The 17,746-nt window shown below is 48.6% G+C and carries 17 protein-coding genes; 9 read left to right on the forward strand and 8 right to left on the reverse strand.

All coding sequences use genetic code 11. From position 1 onward, the window contains the following. Window positions 1-44 precede the first annotated feature (44 nt). Genes ACO0LC_RS05645 through ACO0LC_RS05655 form a run of 3 tightly spaced genes read left to right on the forward strand, consistent with a single transcriptional unit; the run spans window position 45 to window position 2,044 of the window. A complete protein-coding gene (locus tag ACO0LC_RS05645; protein ID WP_423001476.1) occupies window positions 45-716 on the forward strand; it encodes a peptidylprolyl isomerase in 672 nt (223 codons plus the stop codon). A gap of 35 nt (window positions 717-751) precedes the next feature. Next, entirely contained in the window at window positions 752-1,240 is a 489-nt protein-coding gene (locus tag ACO0LC_RS05650) for a peptidylprolyl isomerase (RefSeq protein WP_423001478.1), read from the forward strand. Window positions 1,241-1,258: 18 nt separating this feature from the next. Then, window positions 1,259-2,044: a UDP-2,3-diacylglucosamine diphosphatase gene (locus tag ACO0LC_RS05655; protein ID WP_423001480.1), complete on the forward strand. Its 786-nt coding sequence runs from the start codon at window positions 1,259-1,261 to the stop codon at window positions 2,042-2,044. Between the two features lie 12 nt (window positions 2,045-2,056). Here ACO0LC_RS05655 and ACO0LC_RS05660 read toward each other — a convergent pair whose 3' ends face one another. Further along, entirely contained in the window at window positions 2,057-2,749 is a 693-nt protein-coding gene (locus tag ACO0LC_RS05660) for an ABC transporter ATP-binding protein (RefSeq protein WP_423001482.1), read from the reverse strand. A 13-nt stretch (window positions 2,750-2,762) separates the two neighbouring features. Here ACO0LC_RS05660 and ACO0LC_RS05665 point away from each other — a divergent pair, with 13 nt between their 5' ends. Beyond that, a complete protein-coding gene (locus ACO0LC_RS05665) occupies window positions 2,763-3,422 on the forward strand; it encodes an arylesterase (RefSeq protein WP_423001484.1) in 660 nt (219 codons plus the stop codon). 4 nt (window positions 3,423-3,426) lie between these two features. Beyond that, window positions 3,427-4,497 (forward strand): tRNA 2-selenouridine(34) synthase MnmH, encoded by a 1,071-nt coding sequence (gene mnmH / locus ACO0LC_RS05670; protein ID WP_423001486.1) that lies wholly within the window; start codon window positions 3,427-3,429, stop codon window positions 4,495-4,497. Window positions 4,498-4,500: 3 nt separating this feature from the next. On the opposite strand, the gene ccoS is transcribed toward mnmH, so the two are convergent. The 7 genes from ccoS to ACO0LC_RS05705 form a co-directional block, all read right to left on the reverse strand. Then, window positions 4,501-4,644 (reverse strand): cbb3-type cytochrome oxidase assembly protein CcoS, encoded by a 144-nt coding sequence (gene ccoS, locus ACO0LC_RS05675; RefSeq protein ID WP_423001488.1) that lies wholly within the window; start codon window positions 4,642-4,644, stop codon window positions 4,501-4,503. 22 nt (window positions 4,645-4,666) lie between these two features. Beyond that, a complete protein-coding gene (locus ACO0LC_RS05680; protein WP_423001491.1) occupies window positions 4,667-6,931 on the reverse strand; it encodes a heavy metal translocating P-type ATPase in 2,265 nt (754 codons plus the stop codon). 4 nt (window positions 6,932-6,935) lie between these two features. Beyond that, complete coding sequence (locus ACO0LC_RS05685; RefSeq protein WP_423001493.1) at window positions 6,936-7,178, reverse strand: heavy metal translocating P-type ATPase metal-binding domain-containing protein; 243 nt, start codon at window positions 7,176-7,178, stop codon at window positions 6,936-6,938. Between the two features lie 490 nt (window positions 7,179-7,668). Further along, on the reverse strand, window positions 7,669-8,667 hold the full coding sequence (locus tag ACO0LC_RS05690; protein ID WP_423001794.1) for a S49 family peptidase: 999 nt from the start codon (window positions 8,665-8,667) through the stop codon (window positions 7,669-7,671). Continuing rightward, window positions 8,667-9,032, reverse strand: coding sequence for a Rieske (2Fe-2S) protein (locus ACO0LC_RS05695; RefSeq protein WP_423001495.1), 366 nt, complete (start codon window positions 9,030-9,032; stop codon window positions 8,667-8,669). The genes ACO0LC_RS05690 and ACO0LC_RS05695 overlap by 1 nt, the downstream gene beginning before the upstream one ends. Window positions 9,033-9,047: 15 nt before the next feature. Continuing rightward, a complete protein-coding gene (locus ACO0LC_RS05700) occupies window positions 9,048-9,707 on the reverse strand; it encodes an HAD-IIIA family hydrolase (protein WP_423001497.1) in 660 nt (219 codons plus the stop codon). A gap of 93 nt (window positions 9,708-9,800) precedes the next feature. After that, window positions 9,801-10,808 (reverse strand): RluA family pseudouridine synthase, encoded by a 1,008-nt coding sequence (locus ACO0LC_RS05705; protein ID WP_423001499.1) that lies wholly within the window; start codon window positions 10,806-10,808, stop codon window positions 9,801-9,803. Window positions 10,809-11,444: 636 nt separating this feature from the next. On the opposite strand from ACO0LC_RS05705, the gene ACO0LC_RS05710 reads away from it, so the two are divergent. From ACO0LC_RS05710 to mobA, 4 genes are all read left to right on the forward strand, one after another. Next, window positions 11,445-14,417, forward strand: a complete 2,973-nt coding sequence (locus ACO0LC_RS05710; protein ID WP_423001501.1) for an Rne/Rng family ribonuclease — start codon at window positions 11,445-11,447, stop codon at window positions 14,415-14,417. Between the two features lie 149 nt (window positions 14,418-14,566). Then, entirely contained in the window at window positions 14,567-15,874 is a 1,308-nt protein-coding gene (gene chrA / locus ACO0LC_RS05715; protein WP_423001503.1) for a chromate efflux transporter, read from the forward strand. A gap of 84 nt (window positions 15,875-15,958) precedes the next feature. Then, complete coding sequence (gene moaA / locus ACO0LC_RS05720) at window positions 15,959-17,077, forward strand: GTP 3',8-cyclase MoaA (protein ID WP_423001505.1); 1,119 nt, start codon at window positions 15,959-15,961, stop codon at window positions 17,075-17,077. Between the two features lie 44 nt (window positions 17,078-17,121). After that, the gene (gene mobA / locus ACO0LC_RS05725; protein WP_423001507.1) at window positions 17,122-17,745 is read left to right on the forward strand and encodes a molybdenum cofactor guanylyltransferase MobA; all 624 of its coding nucleotides are present in this window, start codon (window positions 17,122-17,124) and stop codon (window positions 17,743-17,745) included. The last annotated feature ends 1 nt before the right edge of the window (window position 17,746 follow it).

Raw genomic sequence — 17,746 nt, forward strand, 5'->3', positions numbered from 1 at the left:
TTTGAAGCATTTACTATAAACTTTAATTCAACCATCAATAACGCATGCTGAATATGAAAATTTCAAAATCCGGGGTAAGCAGTATATTGCTGGGGACTTGCCTGATGATGGCGAGTGCCTTCAGTTTTGCTGAAGGGCAACCAAAAGTGGCATTTAAAACCAATATGGGTGAAATCGTCATTGAACTCTACCCTGAAGCAGCCCCCAAAACCGTGGAAAACTTCCTCAAGTATGTCAAAAGCGGACATTACAAAGGGACGATTTTCCATCGTGTTATAGACAACTTCATGATACAGGGCGGCGGCTTCGACAAGGATATGAAAGAGAAGCCAACCAATAAACCTGTGCCGCTGGAAGCCCGTGAAGCATTGGACCATGGACTGAAGAATGATCTGGGCGTGGTTGCCATGGCACGTACACAAGACCCTAATTCTGCAAGTGCTCAGTTTTACATCAATGTCAAAGACAATGATTTCCTGAACCATCAAGTCTTGCCTGAAGGTGACCCGGTTGAATTCCAGTACCGTGGCAGCACTGTCACTGAAAGACGCGCCCGCGCACTGGCAATGACTGCTGGCTATACGCCATTTGGTAAAGTCATCAAAGGCATGGATGTGGTTGAAAAAATTAAAGTGGTAGAAACTGGTGACGCTAAAATGATGCAAAATGTGCCTGTCAAACCAGTTATCATTCAATCCGCTACCTTGTTAAAATAAACAAATCTCTAAACTTTTTGAAACGAAAGACTATCATGGCCGTTATTCTGACCACCAACTTCGGTAACATCAAGATTGACCTGAACGAAGAAAAAGCACCAAAAACTGTCGCCAATTTCCTGGCTTATGTTGAATCCGGTCACTATAACGGCACTATTTTCCATCGTGTCATCGATGGCTTCATGATACAAGGCGGTGGTTTTGAGCCAGGCATGAACCAAAAATCCACGAATGCGCCCATCGAAAATGAAGCCAAGAACGGCTTGAAAAACGAACGTTACGCATTGGCCATGGCACGCACTGGCGACCCTCACTCGGCATCTGCCCAGTTCTTCATCAATACTGCCAATAATAGCTTCCTCGACTACCCTGGTCAGGATGGTTGGGGCTACTGTGTGTTTGGTAAAGTTGTTGAAGGCATGGATATTGTTGATAAAATCAAGGGTGTCAAAACGACACGTACTGGCATGTTCCAGGATGTTCCAGTTGAAAACGTCCTCATCGAAAAAGCGGAAATCGTTTAATCTTTATCAGCACAATTCATGATCGCAGACCAGCACGCGAATCAGACAAAAGCGCAACCAATTCCGGTTGCGCTTTTTGTTTCTGACACGCATTTAAATCCCGGCCTCCCACTTACTACAGAAGCTTTTTTGAGTTTTCTCGAAAAGCAGGCCATGCAGACCAAGGCACTTTATTTACTAGGAGATTTGTTTGAGTATTGGGTAGGTGATGACAATATCAGCGATACCTATAATTTAGCGATAGTCCAGGCATTGCGCAAAGTCCATGATCACGGCGTGCACTTGTACTGGATCGCTGGCAATCGCGACTTTTTGATAGGCAGTGATTTTTCTGCGGCAACCGGTGCCGCCTTATTGAATGACCCCAGCGTGATTGATTTAGCAGGCAAGAAAGTGGTGCTCAGCCATGGTGATGCGCAATGCACGGATGACCAGGCTTATATGGAATTCAGGCAAAAAGTCCGACACATAGAATGGCAAAAAACATTCCTGACCATGCCACTGGAACAACGCAAAAAAATCATAGAAGGTCTGCGCACTGAAAGCAAGATGGAGCAAAAACAAAAATCTGTCGCCATCATGGATGTCAATGCTGATGCAATCGCCGCTTTATTTTTACAAACCAGCACCAATACCATGATACATGGACATACGCACAGACCGGCAATACATAGCAGTCATGGTCAAACCCGTTACGTATTGCCAGATTGGGAATGCGACAGCCAGGACAAGCGCGGCGGCTGGCTGGCAGCCTATAGCGATGGCAGCATGCAGACTTTTGATTGGAATGGCAGCCTCAAATAATCGATACTCCTATCACTGATTCACTGTATCTGAGCGCAAATGACCTGCACTAATCGTCAGCACTCTGCCACATCTGGCAGCAATCGATAAATCATGCGTCACCAGAACCAGGGTTGAGCCACGTTCGCGATTCAAGGTGAACATCAGATTGATAATCGCTTCACCAGTGGCTGCATCCAGGCTGCCAGTGGGCTCATCAGCAAACAGCAAAGGTGGTTCGGTAACAAAGGCCCTGGCCAAAGCTACCCTTTGCTGTTCGCCCCCCGACAAAAACTTGGGATAATGCCTGAGCCTTGAGCCTAAGCCCACATGTTCCAGCATTTTTTCTGCCTTGGCACGCGCCTGTTTATCACCACGCAACTCCAGCGGCAGCATGACATTTTCCAGCGCGTTCAAATGCATCAGCAACTGGAAAGACTGGAACACAAAACCCAGATTTTCTTTACGGAATTGCGCTCTGCCATCCTCGGCCAAGTCAAAAATATCAACGCCATCGAGCAATACTTTGCCTTCAGTTGGCGTATCCAAGCCAGCCAATATACCCAGCAAAGTGGACTTACCAGAACCAGAAGCGCCAACAATTGCAAGCGTCTGCCCGGCTTGCGCGGTAAAATCTATGCCATTCAGTATGCTCAGCTCACCCGTCGCATCTGCGACGCGCTTGCTCAGGCGCTTTACTTCGATTGCCGCTTTGTTTGATTCCATAAGGTCTTTGCGTATGCTTTTTTCTCAATTGTCAGGTCACGTCAGCAGCTTATCAAAACAAGCCCTGATGTTCGTCGTGTTTACTGCATTTACATTCACTGCTTTACCTGCTCATTCTGCATCAAAAACCATCCTCGTGCTCGGCGATAGCTTATCGGCTGAATATGGCCTGGCACGCGGCAAAGGCTGGGTAGCCTTGCTAGAACAAAGGCTACAACAAAAAAGTATAACAGCCACTGTCATCAATGCCAGTATCAGTGGTGACACTACCAGCGGTGGAAAAGCACGCTTGGGAAATTTACTGGAAAAATATCGTCCAGATATCCTCATCATTGAACTTGGCGGCAATGACGCCTTGCGCGGTTTATCACTTAAGGCCTCAGAAGATAATTTCAAGGCCATGATAGAAATGGCCAAGGTACAGCACAGCAAAGTACTGTTAGCTGGCATGCGCATCCCACCCAATTATGGCCCTGATTATTCTGAACGCTTCTTTTCCCTCTATGAAAAACTGGCGAAAGCAAATAAGACGGCATTAGTGCCTTTTCTTTTGGAGGGTATAGTAGAAAAAGACACGCTGTTTCAGGCTGACCGTATCCACCCCATAGCTGAAGCTCACCCAGCCATACTCAACAATGTCTGGCCGCACTTAATGCCGTTATTGAGCAAGTAAGAGTATGAAATATCCTGAATTACTGAATTTTTCTGATGTATACCAGCGGCGCGCAGAATTTGACAGCATCATTGATGTGCGCAGTCCGGCTGAGTTTGCCGAAGACCATATTGCCAATGCTATCAATTGCCCGGTATTGAGCAATGAAGAGCGCATCGTCATTGGCACCATGTACAAACAGGTCGGCGCTTTTGAAGCCAAGCGCCTGGGCGCTGCCCTGGTAGCAAAAAATATAGGACAGCACATAGAAAACCTGTTTCAGGATAAGCCACGCGACTGGAAGCCCTTGATTTACTGCTGGCGCGGCGGCAATCGTAGTGGCGCCATGGCCCATATTTTTGCAAAAATAGGTTGGCCAGTAACACAATTGAACGGTGGTTATAAAGCCTACCGTCAGTATGTCAATCAAAGCCTGGATTCTGAACTACAGCAATTTCAATGGCGGGTATTATGCGGCCCTACCGGCAGTGGTAAAAGCCGTAGCCTGCAAGCTCTCGCGGCACTAGGCGCACAAGTCCTGGACCTGGAATTATTGGCGGCCCACCGCGGCTCAGTGCTCGGTGGCATGCCTGGGCATGCACAGCCTTCGCAAAAGCAATTCGATAGCCGCATCTTTGAACAAATCCAGAAATTTGACACACGGAAAACTATTTATGTAGAAGCAGAAAGCAAAAAAATTGGCAACCTGAGAGTGCCGGAGAATTTGATGCAAACCATGCGCGCGTCAAGCTGCGTGCAACTCAGTCTGCCACTGGGGAAACGGGTAGAACTATTATTGGAGGAGTACGCCCATTTCATCATCAATACTGAAAGTTTGAATGAGCAATTGCATTTTTTGACTTCTCTGCATGGCAAAGAAAGAATATCTCGCTGGAAGCAAATGGCAGAAAATGGGCAAGTACAGCAATTGGTGAGTGAATTACTGGAGCAGCACTACGATCCTGCCTATGGTAAATCCGTTGCCAGAAATTTTTTAAAATATCCGCATGCAGAATTGATAGCACAAGACGATATTAAAGAATCTGACTTCACGCGTACAGCCCTGCAAATATTGGGTGCCAGGGCACCCGAATAAGCATCAACCATCAACATCGTCAACGATACTTTGACCTTGATCCTCAAGTCTGTCAAATTGCTTGTGATTGAGTGCCCACCAAAATACCGCTCCAATGGCAAATACCAGCACCAGACTGAGCGGTATCAGTAAATAAAGTATATCCATGATTTCCAGTATGTCCTTTATATCAGTCTTGCGTCAGATAGATGGACTGTGTAACAGGTTGCGGTAACAAATACAGGCGCAAGGCATTCAAGACCACGATCAATGAGCTCAGTGACATGCCCAGGGCTGCATGCCAGGGTTCCAGCCATCCACACATGGCAGCTGGTATTGCCAGCAAATTATAAAGTACGGCCCAAGCCAGGTTTTCACGTATCAGCCGGTAGGCCTTGCTGGCGACAGCCATACCAAAATCCAGATCCGTTAAGCGATTCGACATCAGTAGCACATCGCTGCGCGATTGCGAAATGGGTGCACCCTGACCCATCGCTACGGATACGTCAGCCAGCGCTAGTACAGGGCCATCATTCATGCCATCGCCAACCATAACTACCGTGGCGCCGTCAGCCTGGAGCTTTCGTACAATCTCATATTTTCCTGCCGGACTCAGTCCTGCATGTGCATCCTGAATATCACATTGCGCGGCGACTTCATTGACCACTTCCAACCTGTCTCCAGATAACAGTAATATTTTCTTGCCCTTATTTTTTAAATTCCTGATCGCTTCAATAGCATCATCACGCAATGCATCATCTAGCGCAAACCACAAGAGACAACCATATTCATTAGCCAGCACCGTCAATGTCTGTCCGGCAAAGCCTGAGGGAATCTTCATCTCCTGAGCATGCAACGTACTGACAAATTCCACACTGCCAAGGCGATAAATTTTGCCTTCAAATTCAGCTTCTATGCCAGCACCAGGCACCTCCCTGACTTTACTTAAGCCGGTCACCTCCTTACCCGGCTGACTCCGCACCAGATAATCAGCAATTGCTTTTGACACCGGATGTGACGACTTGCCAGCCAGCGCCATGGCAATAGCTGCATTTACACCCATAGACAAGTCATCGGCAGCCAATACCTCCTTGACTTGCATTCGCCCCATGGTCAAAGTGCCTGTTTTATCAAAGACTATATGTGTGGCCGACGCCATTGCCTGTATAGCCTTGGATTTTGCCAGCAAAACCCCATTCCTAGCCAGAATGCCTACGGCGGCGGACATAACACCAGGCGTGGCCAGGGATAAGGCACATGGACAAGTCACGACGATAATACTGATTGCTATCCACAAAGCGCGGTCAGGATCTATTTGCCACCAGACCAAGCCACTAATCAATGCCAATAAAAGTATGATGATCAGAAAACGGCTGGCATGCTTATCAGCCAGCAAAACCAGTGGTGGTTTTTCCAGCGAGGCAGATTCCATCATGCCTATCAGTGCTGACAATTGTGTTGCACCGCCAACCTGTTTTGCCTGCATCACCAGCGCACCATGAATATTCACCGATCCAGCCAAGACCAGACTACCGACAGTTTTACTCACAGGTAAAGATTCACCTGTCATCAAGGCCTCATCACAACTACTGTCGCCAGAGATGACCACACCGTCTGCAGGAATATGATCACCTGCAGTCACCATTAAATAATCTCCAGCTTGCAAGACAGCTGCATCAACCATCTCCATTTGCACTTGGGGATAAGCAATAAAGCGCTGCGCCATTGCTGGCGATAACTGAGTCAATATGCTCAGTGCAACTGTTGTACGTTTTTGCACCTTGGACTCAATCAGACGTGCGCCGAGCAAGAGAAAAACGAACATGATGGCTGAGTCAAAATACACAGCACCGCCATGGAATGTCGCCCATACACTGGCAAAGAAAGTCAGCAATATGCCCAGGGAAACTGGCACATCCATCCCTATATGGCGATTTTTTAAATCGCGCCAGGCGGAAGAAAAGAAAGATGAGGCTGAAAAGCCTATAACAGGAACAGTAATAATCATGCTGGCAAGTTTGAGCAACTTGTCCAGGTCTGGCGTCAAATCCCCGTCTATTTGCGGCACAGGAACCAGGTAAGCAGGAAAAGCATACATCATGACTTGCATCATGGCAAAACCTGCGACAAATAAACGCCACAGGGCACGCTTGTTTTCCTTTTGCTCAAGCGCATCTGGCGACTGATGGGTCGGCAAAGCACCATAACCCAGATCAGTGATGGCAGCGAGTATGCGCTTGAGTGTCAATAAATCCGGGTTCCAGGAAATCTCGGCACGATGAATAGCAGGGTTGATTTTAAATGAAGAAATTCCCGGCAATTGCCTGACACGAAACTCAATCAATTGCACACAGGCAGCGCACCGCATACCCGAGAGATTAAGTTTCTCGCTAACAAGCTCTTGCTGCCGCCCTGTTTCCCCCACCAAAGATATACTGCCATTGGAATGTGTCATACATTTACCCGACGACAACCTGACTGGCTTTGTTTTGCATATATTCGGAGACCAGATTGTTTTGCTCGACTGCGTGCAAGATGGCCAGACAACCATGACAACATACCGGTTGCATACGATGATTAAAGCAGGTAGTCAAAGCATTGTGTTTACGCATTTTTTCGCCGCAATGAAAACAGTCTATCTTTTCCACTGCGGAAAAAGAAAGAAGTACTACCTCAAAAAGCGATGAAAATGTAAATGCCATATTTCCAAAAATGGACAATCCCTATGGGACGCAGTGTTTTATATTACAGGAAAAAATTGGATGGTACTTGATACACGTCAAGTAAAATAAGAAATCGACAGGCGAAAAAAAACGGTAGCGTTGCACTACCGTTTTTTTTACTTCATGGATACTACATAGATGCTGCGTAAATACGTTAATACTACGACTAAATTGCTACCACGATGCTATACATAGCGAGGAATCCGAGAAACCTCAGGTCCGCAAACTACACGGATGGGGACTGCACAAATTGTAGGACTATCCACTTCATTAATAACCGGCACACAAGACATTACCGGAGCTCAAATTCAATCCGCCTAGGATACAAAAATTTATTTTGTATATCGACCTCCTTCTTTTGAACCAGTTACGCCCCTAATATATGCCAACTCACTAACGAGTGAAAGAAAAAAATAACTATGCAAGCAGCCAACCAGATTAAGAAAATCAACCAAACAAAATAACCAATTTAATGCATGCTGGGAATATTTCCCTTCAGCATTGTAGTTGCGGCGCTAGCACCTATGGAAGCGCCAAATTTTTTCAGGACGCGCTCTGGCAAACCTTCTTTTTGGGTGTAATCAACGATGTTTTCTACCTTGATGATATCTCTCGCCACGGAATCTACAGAACCAAAATCATCTGCCAACCCCATCTGCACTGCCTTACTACCTATCCAGAAAAGACCAGAAAACATGTCTGGCGTTTCTTTCAAGCGCTGGCCACGGCCAGCACGCACGGTATCTATAAATTGCTGGTGAATTTCATTAAGCATAGTTTGGGAAAATGCTTTCTGTTTTTCTGTTTGCGGTGAGAAAGGGTCCATGAAACCCTTGTTTTCACCTGCAGTCATGAGACGACGTTCCACCCCCAGTTTATCCATCAAGCCGGTAAAACCAAAGCCATCCATGAGCACGCCAATAGAACCAACCACACTCGCTTTATTGACAAAAATTTTATCTGCGGCAACAGCAATGTAATAACCACCAGACGCGCAAATCTCATCAACCACGACATACAGCTTTTTCTCAGGGTATTCTTTACGCAGCCTGCCCATTTCATCATTGATCATGCCTGCCTGCACTGGGCTACCACCAGGACTGTTGATACGAACGACGACAGCAACTGAGCCTGGATCAGAAAAGGCCCTGTTCAATGCCGGGATTACCGTGTGCGCACTGCCTGCCCCCTCAGACTCTATGGTGCCGTCAATTTCTATCAGGGCAGTATGATGCCCCAGATTCTCCATTTCATCAGTTGCATAATCGCTGAAATAGTAAAACGCGAAAATAATGACCGACAGAAATGCGAACCTGAAAAAGATACTCCAGCGCCTGCGCAGGCGCTGCTCGCGCAAGGAATCTGTCGCCAGTTTTTCTAACAACTGACGTTCCCAGCCAGCTTCTTTTTTGTCGCTTTCGCCCGTTGGCAAATTCGATAATTGCTCATCCATAATTTTTCCAGAAATCAGGCAATGACAGCTTGTATATAATCATCGGGATGCCAGTAAATCTGCCCATCTTCTTCACTGACATTAATTTTTCGCAGGCGACCACCACGACAAGGGCCACCTGTGCAATAACCGGTATCCGGCTGATAAATCGCACCATGAGTGGCACACATGATGTAAAGACCGCTGGACTCGAGGAATTCGCCCGGGTTCCAGTCCAGTTCCACAGGCACATGGGCACAGCGGTTTAAATACCCATGCACTGCACCGTCATAACGGATCACAAAGCCAACAGCATCATCACTGCCGGCAGTAACGGGAAAACGCACGCCCTTACCGCCTTCTATCAATTCATCAGACTTACATACGGAAATTGCCGTCATTTCTACCTCTAAAGTTCAGGCGTTTTCACGCAGCCATTCATGCAGTTGCGCCACATCTTTCGCAGAAAACAAGGGCTGCATGCTTTGCAGGGCCGACACATCATGCGCGCCATATTCAACTGCGATCGCCGCCGCACCAGCATTATTGGCCATCTGCAAATCATGCGTGGTGTCGCCTATCATGACAGTGCGACGCATATCCTGACCCAGTTCACGTGTTAACTCCTGCAACATGGCAGGGTGCGGCTTGGAAAACGTCTCGTCAGAACAACGCGTCGCATCAAAGACAGAAGTCAGCTTGGCTGTATGCAAAGCACGACTCAGACCAACACGACTCGCGCCTGTTGCCACTGCCAAAAAATAACCCTCTTGCGCCAATTCGGCCAACATTTCCCTGACCCCCTTGAATAGAGGGAGCTCATGGTCCCGGGTCAAAAAGTGGTGACGAAAACGTTCAACCACTCTGGGATACAGTTTAGGGTCTATGCCCGGCATGGCCACCTGTATTGCCTCAGGCAAAGCGAGGCCAATGACATAGGAAGCGATATCTTCTTTGGGAACAGGCAAACCAAGGTCTTTCGCTGCAGACTGTATGCAGGTGACGATAGCAGCCGTGCTATCCATCAAGGTTCCGTCCCAATCAAATACAATTAAATCGAATTGCTTTTTTGCCATATATTCATTAAACGCGCATACATCAGCATGCGCGACATGTTTCTCATCAATAACGGCATCATACCATTACTAAACCATTAAGACTTTCCTGGACTAAGCCAGGCTTTTCAGAAAATCTTCACATTCTTTGGGCAAACCTGCGTTCACAGTAAGTGTTTTACCTGTCTCTGGATGAACAAAGCTGATCTGATGTGCATGTAGGAACATGCGCTTCAGTGCACCACGCCCTTCGCCCGCCTTCAGCAAAGCGCGGTTCAGGGAAAAGTCGCCATATTTATCATCACCCGCAATTGCAAAGCCACTGGCCGACAGATGCACACGAATTTGATGGGTGCGGCCGGTTTTCAGTTCAGCTTCCAGCAAGGCGAAATCCCGATATTTTTTCTGCAAAGTAAACACTGTATGTGAGGCCATGCCATCAGCCTGCACTCGCACCCGGCGCTCACCTTCTGCCGTTGTGTATTTATGCAAAGCCAGCTTGACATGCTGACGAGCATTTTTCCAGTCGCCGTGCACCAGAGTCAGATAACGCTTGTCAGTAACGCCATCACGCATTTGCTCATGCAGATTTGTCAAGGCGCTGCGTTTCTTTGCCAATAAAAGTATGCCGGAAGTTTCCCTGTCCAGCCTGTGCACCAGTTCAAGAAACTTGGCATCTGGCCTGGAGGCACGCAATTGCTCGATGACACCATAACTGATACCGGAACCACCATGCACTGCCACACCGGCCGGTTTGTTAATAATCAATAAATGAGCATCTTCAAACAGAATAGGAAATTCATGCTTGGGTGCGACCTGTTCGCTTGGTTCTGCCATGCGGATTGGCGGGATACGGACAACGTCTCCCTCCACCAGGCGGTACAACTGGTCTATGCGGCCTTTGTTGACACGCACTTCACCAGAGCGTAACACCCGGTAAACATGGCTTTTTGGCACGCCTTTACAGATGCGCAGCAAGAAATTATCGATACGCTGCCCCGCCTCTTCTTCAGAGATCGTGAGCATTTGAACTTTGGGTTGTGAGGCCGAAGGCTGCTGAGGGGGAGTCTTTTCCATCTGAATTTGATGTGCTCCCCTATTAATTGTCGCTAAGTCCTTCATTTTGAATATATAATCATTTTCGCTTCAGCATTTATGCTTTAGCAGTGTAAGAGGAATAAACGCCTATTTTACACAGGGGCATGTCCATCGGCCTCGCCTGTTTGCAAATTTGATGGAAAAGATGTGTATGCAACGTCATTTGCATGTCAAGGTAACAGCCAATTGTTGTTGTCGGGCATAGATAAATGAAGTTGGATCAGAGAGTTTGAATTGTAAGGATATTAGTCTGGCAAGAGGCGCAGGTTTAAATATGAGCCAGCGAGCTTGCCGGTTGATGGTTGAAGTAATAGGGTCGATTTCGCCAGACACAACACAATAAGATGGTCTGGCACCAAAGTTGCTCATCGCCTGGCGTTGTACTTGCTTGTTCAATCAATAAGCGAGTCAGACAACGCGGGGGACATGTGCACTCGAACTTTCTTACCTTGACCGTCCGCGCCCAACGCAAAACAGATGGCCGTATTGCCATATCATCAGTTCTACTTGGCTTTTCATGGCCACATAGACTTCGCCCTGTTTTGCCTCAGGCATTTCCCTCCCCCTCAAACACTCCGCTCCCGCGTACATCCCGTATCAGTACAGTTGCCTCTTTAATAGAAGGCAACACAAGATGACCACCAGGTCACGGAGTAAAACATGAAACGTATGCTGTTCAACGCGACGCAGCAAGAAGAGTTGCGCGTTGCCATTGTCAATGGGCAAAAGCTGATTGACATAGATATCGAGACTGCCGGTCGCGAACTGCGCAAGTCCAATATCTACAAAGGCGTGATCACTCGTATCGAGCCTTCCCTTGAAGCCTGTTTCGTCAACTACGGCGAAGAACGTCACGGCTTCCTCCCCTTCAAAGAAGTTGCCCGCACCTATTTCAAAGAAGGCGTGGACGTACGCAATGCTTCCATTAAAGAAGCACTGCGCGAAGGCCAGGAAATCATGGTCCAGGTAGAAAAAGAAGAACGTGGCAACAAGGGCGCTGCCCTGACCTCGTTCATTTCTCTGGCAGGCCGCTATCTGGTTTTGATGCCTAACAACCCGCGTGGTGGTGGTGTTTCCCGCCGCGTTGAAGGTGAAGATCGCCAGGAATTGCGCGAAACCATGGACAAACTGGACTTGCCAGGTGGCATGTCTGTGATTGCCCGCACTGCCGGCATAGGCCGCAATGTTGACGAATTGCAATGGGATTTGAATTACCTGATGCAACTCTGGCGCGCGATTGAAGGCGCTGGAAAATCTTCTCCTGGTGCTTTCCTGATTTATCAAGAGTCTTCCCTGGTGATCCGCGCTATACGCGACTATTTCCAGCCTGACATTGGCGAAATCCTCATCGACACCGACGAAATCTACGAACAAGCCCAGCAATTCATGAGCCACGTGATGCCCGATATGGTGCACCGTGTCAAACGCTATAGCGATGATGTGCCGCTGTTCTCGCGTTTCCAGATTGAACACCAGATCGAAACTGCCTATTCCCGTACCGTACCTCTGCCATCCGGTGGCGCGATCGTTATCGATCATACGGAAGCCCTGGTATCTGTCGACGTCAACTCGGCCCGCTCCACTCGCGGTGGCGATATCGAGACAACCGCTTTCAATACCAATCTGGAAGCGGCTGAAGAAGTAGCCCGTCAATTGCGCCTGCGTGACTTGGGTGGTTTGATCGTGATCGATTTTATCGACATGGAAAACGCCAAGAACCAGCGCGAAGTTGAAACCCGCCTCAAAGATGCACTGCGCTACGACCGCGCACGTGTACAAATGGGCAAGATTTCCCGCTTTGGCCTGATGGAATTATCACGTCAGCGCCTGCGCCCTTCCCTGTCCGAAGGCAGCCATGTAACTTGCCCACGTTGCAACGGCACTGGCCACATCCGTGACACCGAGTCTTCTGCCTTGCAAGTCCTGCGCATTATCCAGGAAGAGGCCATGAAGGAAAACTCAGCAGCAATCCACGTCCAGGTACCTGTCGACGTTGCCGCTTTCCTGTTGAATGAAAAGCGTGGCGAGATCCTGAAAATAGAAACGCGCCATCGCGTAACTGTCATCCTGATCCCTAACAAGCATCTGGAAACCCCACATTACAAGCTGGACCGTCTGAAAACAGATGATCCTCGCCTCGAAGACCATCACGCCAGCTATGCCATGGCTGAGCAGGCTGATACCGACATTGGCTACAGCAAACGTCAGAAAGAAGACGTCAAACCACGCCAGGAAGCCATGGTCAAGAGCATCACGCCTGAGACTGCGCCTATCGTGGAACGCAAGGAAGTCGCCCCAACGGTCGTTGCACCAGTTGCGACCCCGGCAGAACCCGGTTTCTTCGGCAAACTGTTTGGCTTCCTGTTTGGCAAGTCTGAACCAGCAGCCAAGGCAGAAACGCCAAAACCAGCAGAAGAAAAAACTGCTGAACGCGACCGCACTGCACGTGGCCCCCGCAATGGCAATAGCAACAGCCAGCGCAACCGCAACCGCCGCAACCGTGATCGCGATGAACGCGAAGACCGCCCGGCAAAGGCAGAAAAGGCTGAAAAACCAGAGCAGGAAACAGCCAAACCGGTAGCAACGGAAAATCCACGTCCACCAAAAGCACCTAAGCCACCGCGTGAAGAGCGTGAATCCCAGGAAACCCGCCGCGAACGCCAACAGCGTCAACGCGATGAGCGCAAGGAAAACCAGGCTCAGGAAAGCAAGGAAGAACCTATCCACAAGCATGTAGATCCCGTGCCTGTTGATGTCATGCCTGCTGCACCACAACTGGAAGCACTGGAATCTGGCACCGAAAATGACAACAGCGAACAAGGTGAAGAGCGTCGCCGCCGTCGCCGTCGTGGTGGCCGTAACCGCAATCGCCGCGACCGTGATGGTAACGAGCAAGTCAATGAGCAAGGTGAATTGCAGATAGATGGCAGTGATGCAGTTGATGCAACTGGCAATGAAGCACTGGTGAACACTGCAGTGAACCCACAAGTAAGCACTCCAGCAGTTGCAGCACCAGAAGTGACTACCTCGGCAAGCCCGATAGCAGAGATCATCCAGCCTGTGGCTTTTGTAGAAACAGTCGCCGTTGTAGCACCTGAGGCGACACCCATGGTCGCACATCCTGCTACCACTGAGCCTGAGGCAGTTACAGCACCAGTCGTGATTATTGCTGCCCCACAGGAAGTCATCAGCGCGCCAGTCGCTATTGAAGTACCTGCAGCGGCAGAAGCAGCACCAATGCCTGTTGAAGTAGCCACGCCTGCTGCTGCGCCTACATCTGCTGCAGCAGTTGAAACTGCTGCAACGCCAGCACCGGAAGTAATCGTTACTGCTCCAGCAGAAGTGGCAACTCAAGCTGCTGCCGTTGAAGTGACACCAATCGCCGCAACTCCGGCTCCATTAGCCAGCGCTCCAGCAGCAAAAACTCAGGATGCTGCCATGCCTTTGGAAACACTGCATAGTATGCTGAAAGAAGCTGGGCTGGAATTGGCCAGCACTGACCCTGTCAAGTTGCAGGCTGCCAAAGCAGAAGCAGAAAAATTGGTAACGCCAGTACGTGTTCCCCGCGAACGCAAACCGGCGCCAGCCACTGCTGATGAGCCATTGGTTATGGTAGAAACACGTCGCTCATGATGTTGATGAACAGTCTGTAGACAGTCTTAAATACAGGCTTAAGAAAAAACCGGCTTTCCTTATGAAAAGCCGGTTTTTTTATGCGCTTTACCAAATAATCAGCAATATGGTAGAAAAATATCTGCAAATAAAATATAGAAAGCCTGTCCTTGCACACGCATGAGATAACCCTTAAAGCCGCGTTTCTTTACTGGCTCAAACTTGGATTCATCAGCTTTGGTGGTCCGGCAGGGCAAATTGCGCTGATGCATACAGAGCTGGTAGAAAAGCGCCGCTGGATATCCGAGGCTCGCTTTTTACACGCCCTGAATTACTGCATGCTTTTACCCGGACCTGAGGCGACCCAACTCGCCATTTATATAGGTTGGCTCATGCATAAAAACAGGGGTGGCATCATGGCGGGCCTGTTATTTGTGCTACCTGGCCTCCTGATATTGATGCTGCTATCGTGGATATATATGGTTTTTGGCGATAACACTGTGCTCAAAGCAATGATGAGCGGCATCAAACCGGCAGTAGTAGCCATAGTTTTGGCTGCTGCCTGGCGCATAGCGCAGCGCACTTTAAAAACGCGGGTCCTGGTTGTCGTCGCGCTAGCTGCCTTTGTTGCCATCGCCTGGCTACATCTGCCCTTCCCCCTGGTTATCATTGCCGCCGCATGCACAGGCCTGGTTTTTCGCAAATACTGCAACACAAAAGAATCAGTCCATCACCAAACCACACATCAACATCTGCCAGCCATCATCGATGACGACACCCCCACACCAGAACATGCGCGCTTTTCCTGGTTAAAACTAATCTTCACATTAAGCATGGGTGCCATGTTTGCCGTTTCAGTATGGCTGTTACTTGCATGCAGTTTTAGCCTGCATCATCCATTAGCTGATATGGCCAGTTTTTTTTCCAAGGCCGCCATACTCAGTTTTGGTGGTGCTTATGCAGTACTGCCATACATGGTACAGGCAGCAGTTGAGCAATACCATTGGCTGAGTACAGCGCAAATGATGGATGGCCTGGCTCTGGGTGAAACCACACCTGGGCCATTAATCATGATCGTTGCTTTCGTCGGTTTTATTGGCGGCTGGAACCAAGCATTTTTAGGCGGCGGTCATCTACTACTGGCAGCGAGCCTGGGGGCTAGTGTTGCCTGCTTCTTCACCTTTCTTCCTTCTTTTATTTTCATCCTGGCAGGTGGCCCACTGGTTGAATCCGGCAGAAATAATTTACATTTGAATGCACCCCTGAATGCCATTTCAGCAGCGGTAGTCGGCGTCATAATCAGCCTGGTCTGGTTGTTTGCCTGCCATGTTTTCTTTAAGGATGTGGCGAGCCTGAATATTCAAGCCATAGTACTCACCGCCCTGGCCAGTGTGGCCGTTTTCAAATTCAAGCTTTCTACCGTCAGGCTACTGGCAGCCAGCGCCAGTGCGGGATACCTTTTATCCTTATTATCTTAATTTTAACAAAAATCATTGCAACTACATGAGCTTTCAAGTCGTGCTATTGTTCTTCATTAAGCTTAAAAATTACTTGTTCCAGCTATGACGGAAAAATTTATTCCGCTATCAGAATTAAAACGATTTCGTCCTGCACTGTCTGTTCCAGAAGTATTAAAAACACCCGATGGTCAATTGCAGGATGCTTTGTCACGCCCACTACATGACTTGCGCATATCCGTAACGGATCGCTGCAACTTCCGCTGTGTGTATTGCATGCCAAAAGAAGTTTTTGATAAAGACTATCAATACCTGCCACACAAGTCTCTGTTGAACTTTGAAGAGATCGCCCGTGTCGCCAAGATATTTGTAGCACATGGCGTCAGGAAAATACGCCTGACCGGCGGCGAACCTTTATTGCGCAAGCACCTGGAACGTCTCATAGAAATGCTGGCCAAGCTCAGGACCATTGATGGTAAACCGCTGGACCTGACGCTGACAACGAATGGTTCACTACTGGCGCGCAAGGCGCAAAGCTTGAAGGACGCTGGCCTGACCCGTGTCACAGTTTCACTGGATGCCTTGGATGATGCCATTTTCAAACGTATGAATGATGTCGATTTTTCCGTCAATGAAGTGTTGGAAGGCATTGCTGCCGCGGAAATGGCCGGACTAGGGCCAGTAAAAGTAAATATGGTTGTCAAAGCGGGCTTGAATGATCGTGAAATCATTCCCATGACTCGCTACTTCAAGGGGAAACCCCATATACTCAGGTTTATAGAATACATGGATGTCGGCGCTTCGAATGGCTGGAAACTCGATGAAGTCATCCCCTCGTCACAAGTGGTACAACGCATACAGGACGCTGGCATGCCGTTGATTGCTATGGATGCCAATTACACCGGCGAAACTGCAGCGCGCTGGCGTCATGCCGATGGCAGTGGTGAACTGGGTTTTATATCCAGCGTCACACAAACTTTTTGCCATGACTGCAGCAGAGCCAGACTATCAACGGAAGGAAAGCTCTATACCTGTCTGTTCGCCAGTCACGGCCACGATTTGCGCGCCTTGCTACGTGATACAGACCAGCATTCAGACTTGGCAATCGCCAATATCATTGCCCAAATCTGGCAACAACGCACAGACCGCTACTCAGAAATGCGCAGCCAAAACACTCCAGGCCAGCAGCAAAAGAAAATAGAAATGTCTTACATAGGTGGCTGATAACAGTATCATAAGTACTTTATGATTTCAGCAAGTCGATTTCAGTGTCAATTTCCAATGCATCCTTAAATAAAGACCTTATCACCGGCCTGGTATTGGCAGGCGGTCGTGGCACACGCATGGGAGAATTAGACAAAGGCTTGCAAAGCCTTCATGGCAAAGCCATGGTTTTACATGTCCTGCAAAGCCTGGCAGCACAATCTGTCAGCATCATGATCAGCGCCAACCAGAACATAGACACTTATCAGGAATTTGGCTTTCCAGTCTGGCCTGATCACATGCAAGGTTTTGCTGGCCCCCTGGCAGGCATACAAACCGGCCTGCTGCATTGCACGACACCTTATCTGCTCTGCGCGCCCTGCGATTCGCCATTTTTGCCAACTGACCTGGGTAACCGATTATCATCTGCGCTACTACAGAACAATGCCGACCTTGCCGTGGCGGTAACGCAGGAAAGCCGGAATGGCATGCAGCAAAAACAAAGTCATCCTGTATTTGCGCTAATGAAAACCACTGTACTGACGGGCCTGACAGCTTATCTGGAAAATGGCGGACGTAAAATGCAGGTATGGCATGCCAGTCTACAGATGTGCGAGGTCTTGTTCGAAGACAATACGGCTTTTCGCAATATCAATACACTGGAAGAATTACGGGAACTTGAGAACTGAT

Source organism: Undibacterium sp. JH2W (assembly GCF_049340425.1).
GTDB lineage: Bacteria > Pseudomonadota > Gammaproteobacteria > Burkholderiales > Burkholderiaceae_D > Undibacterium.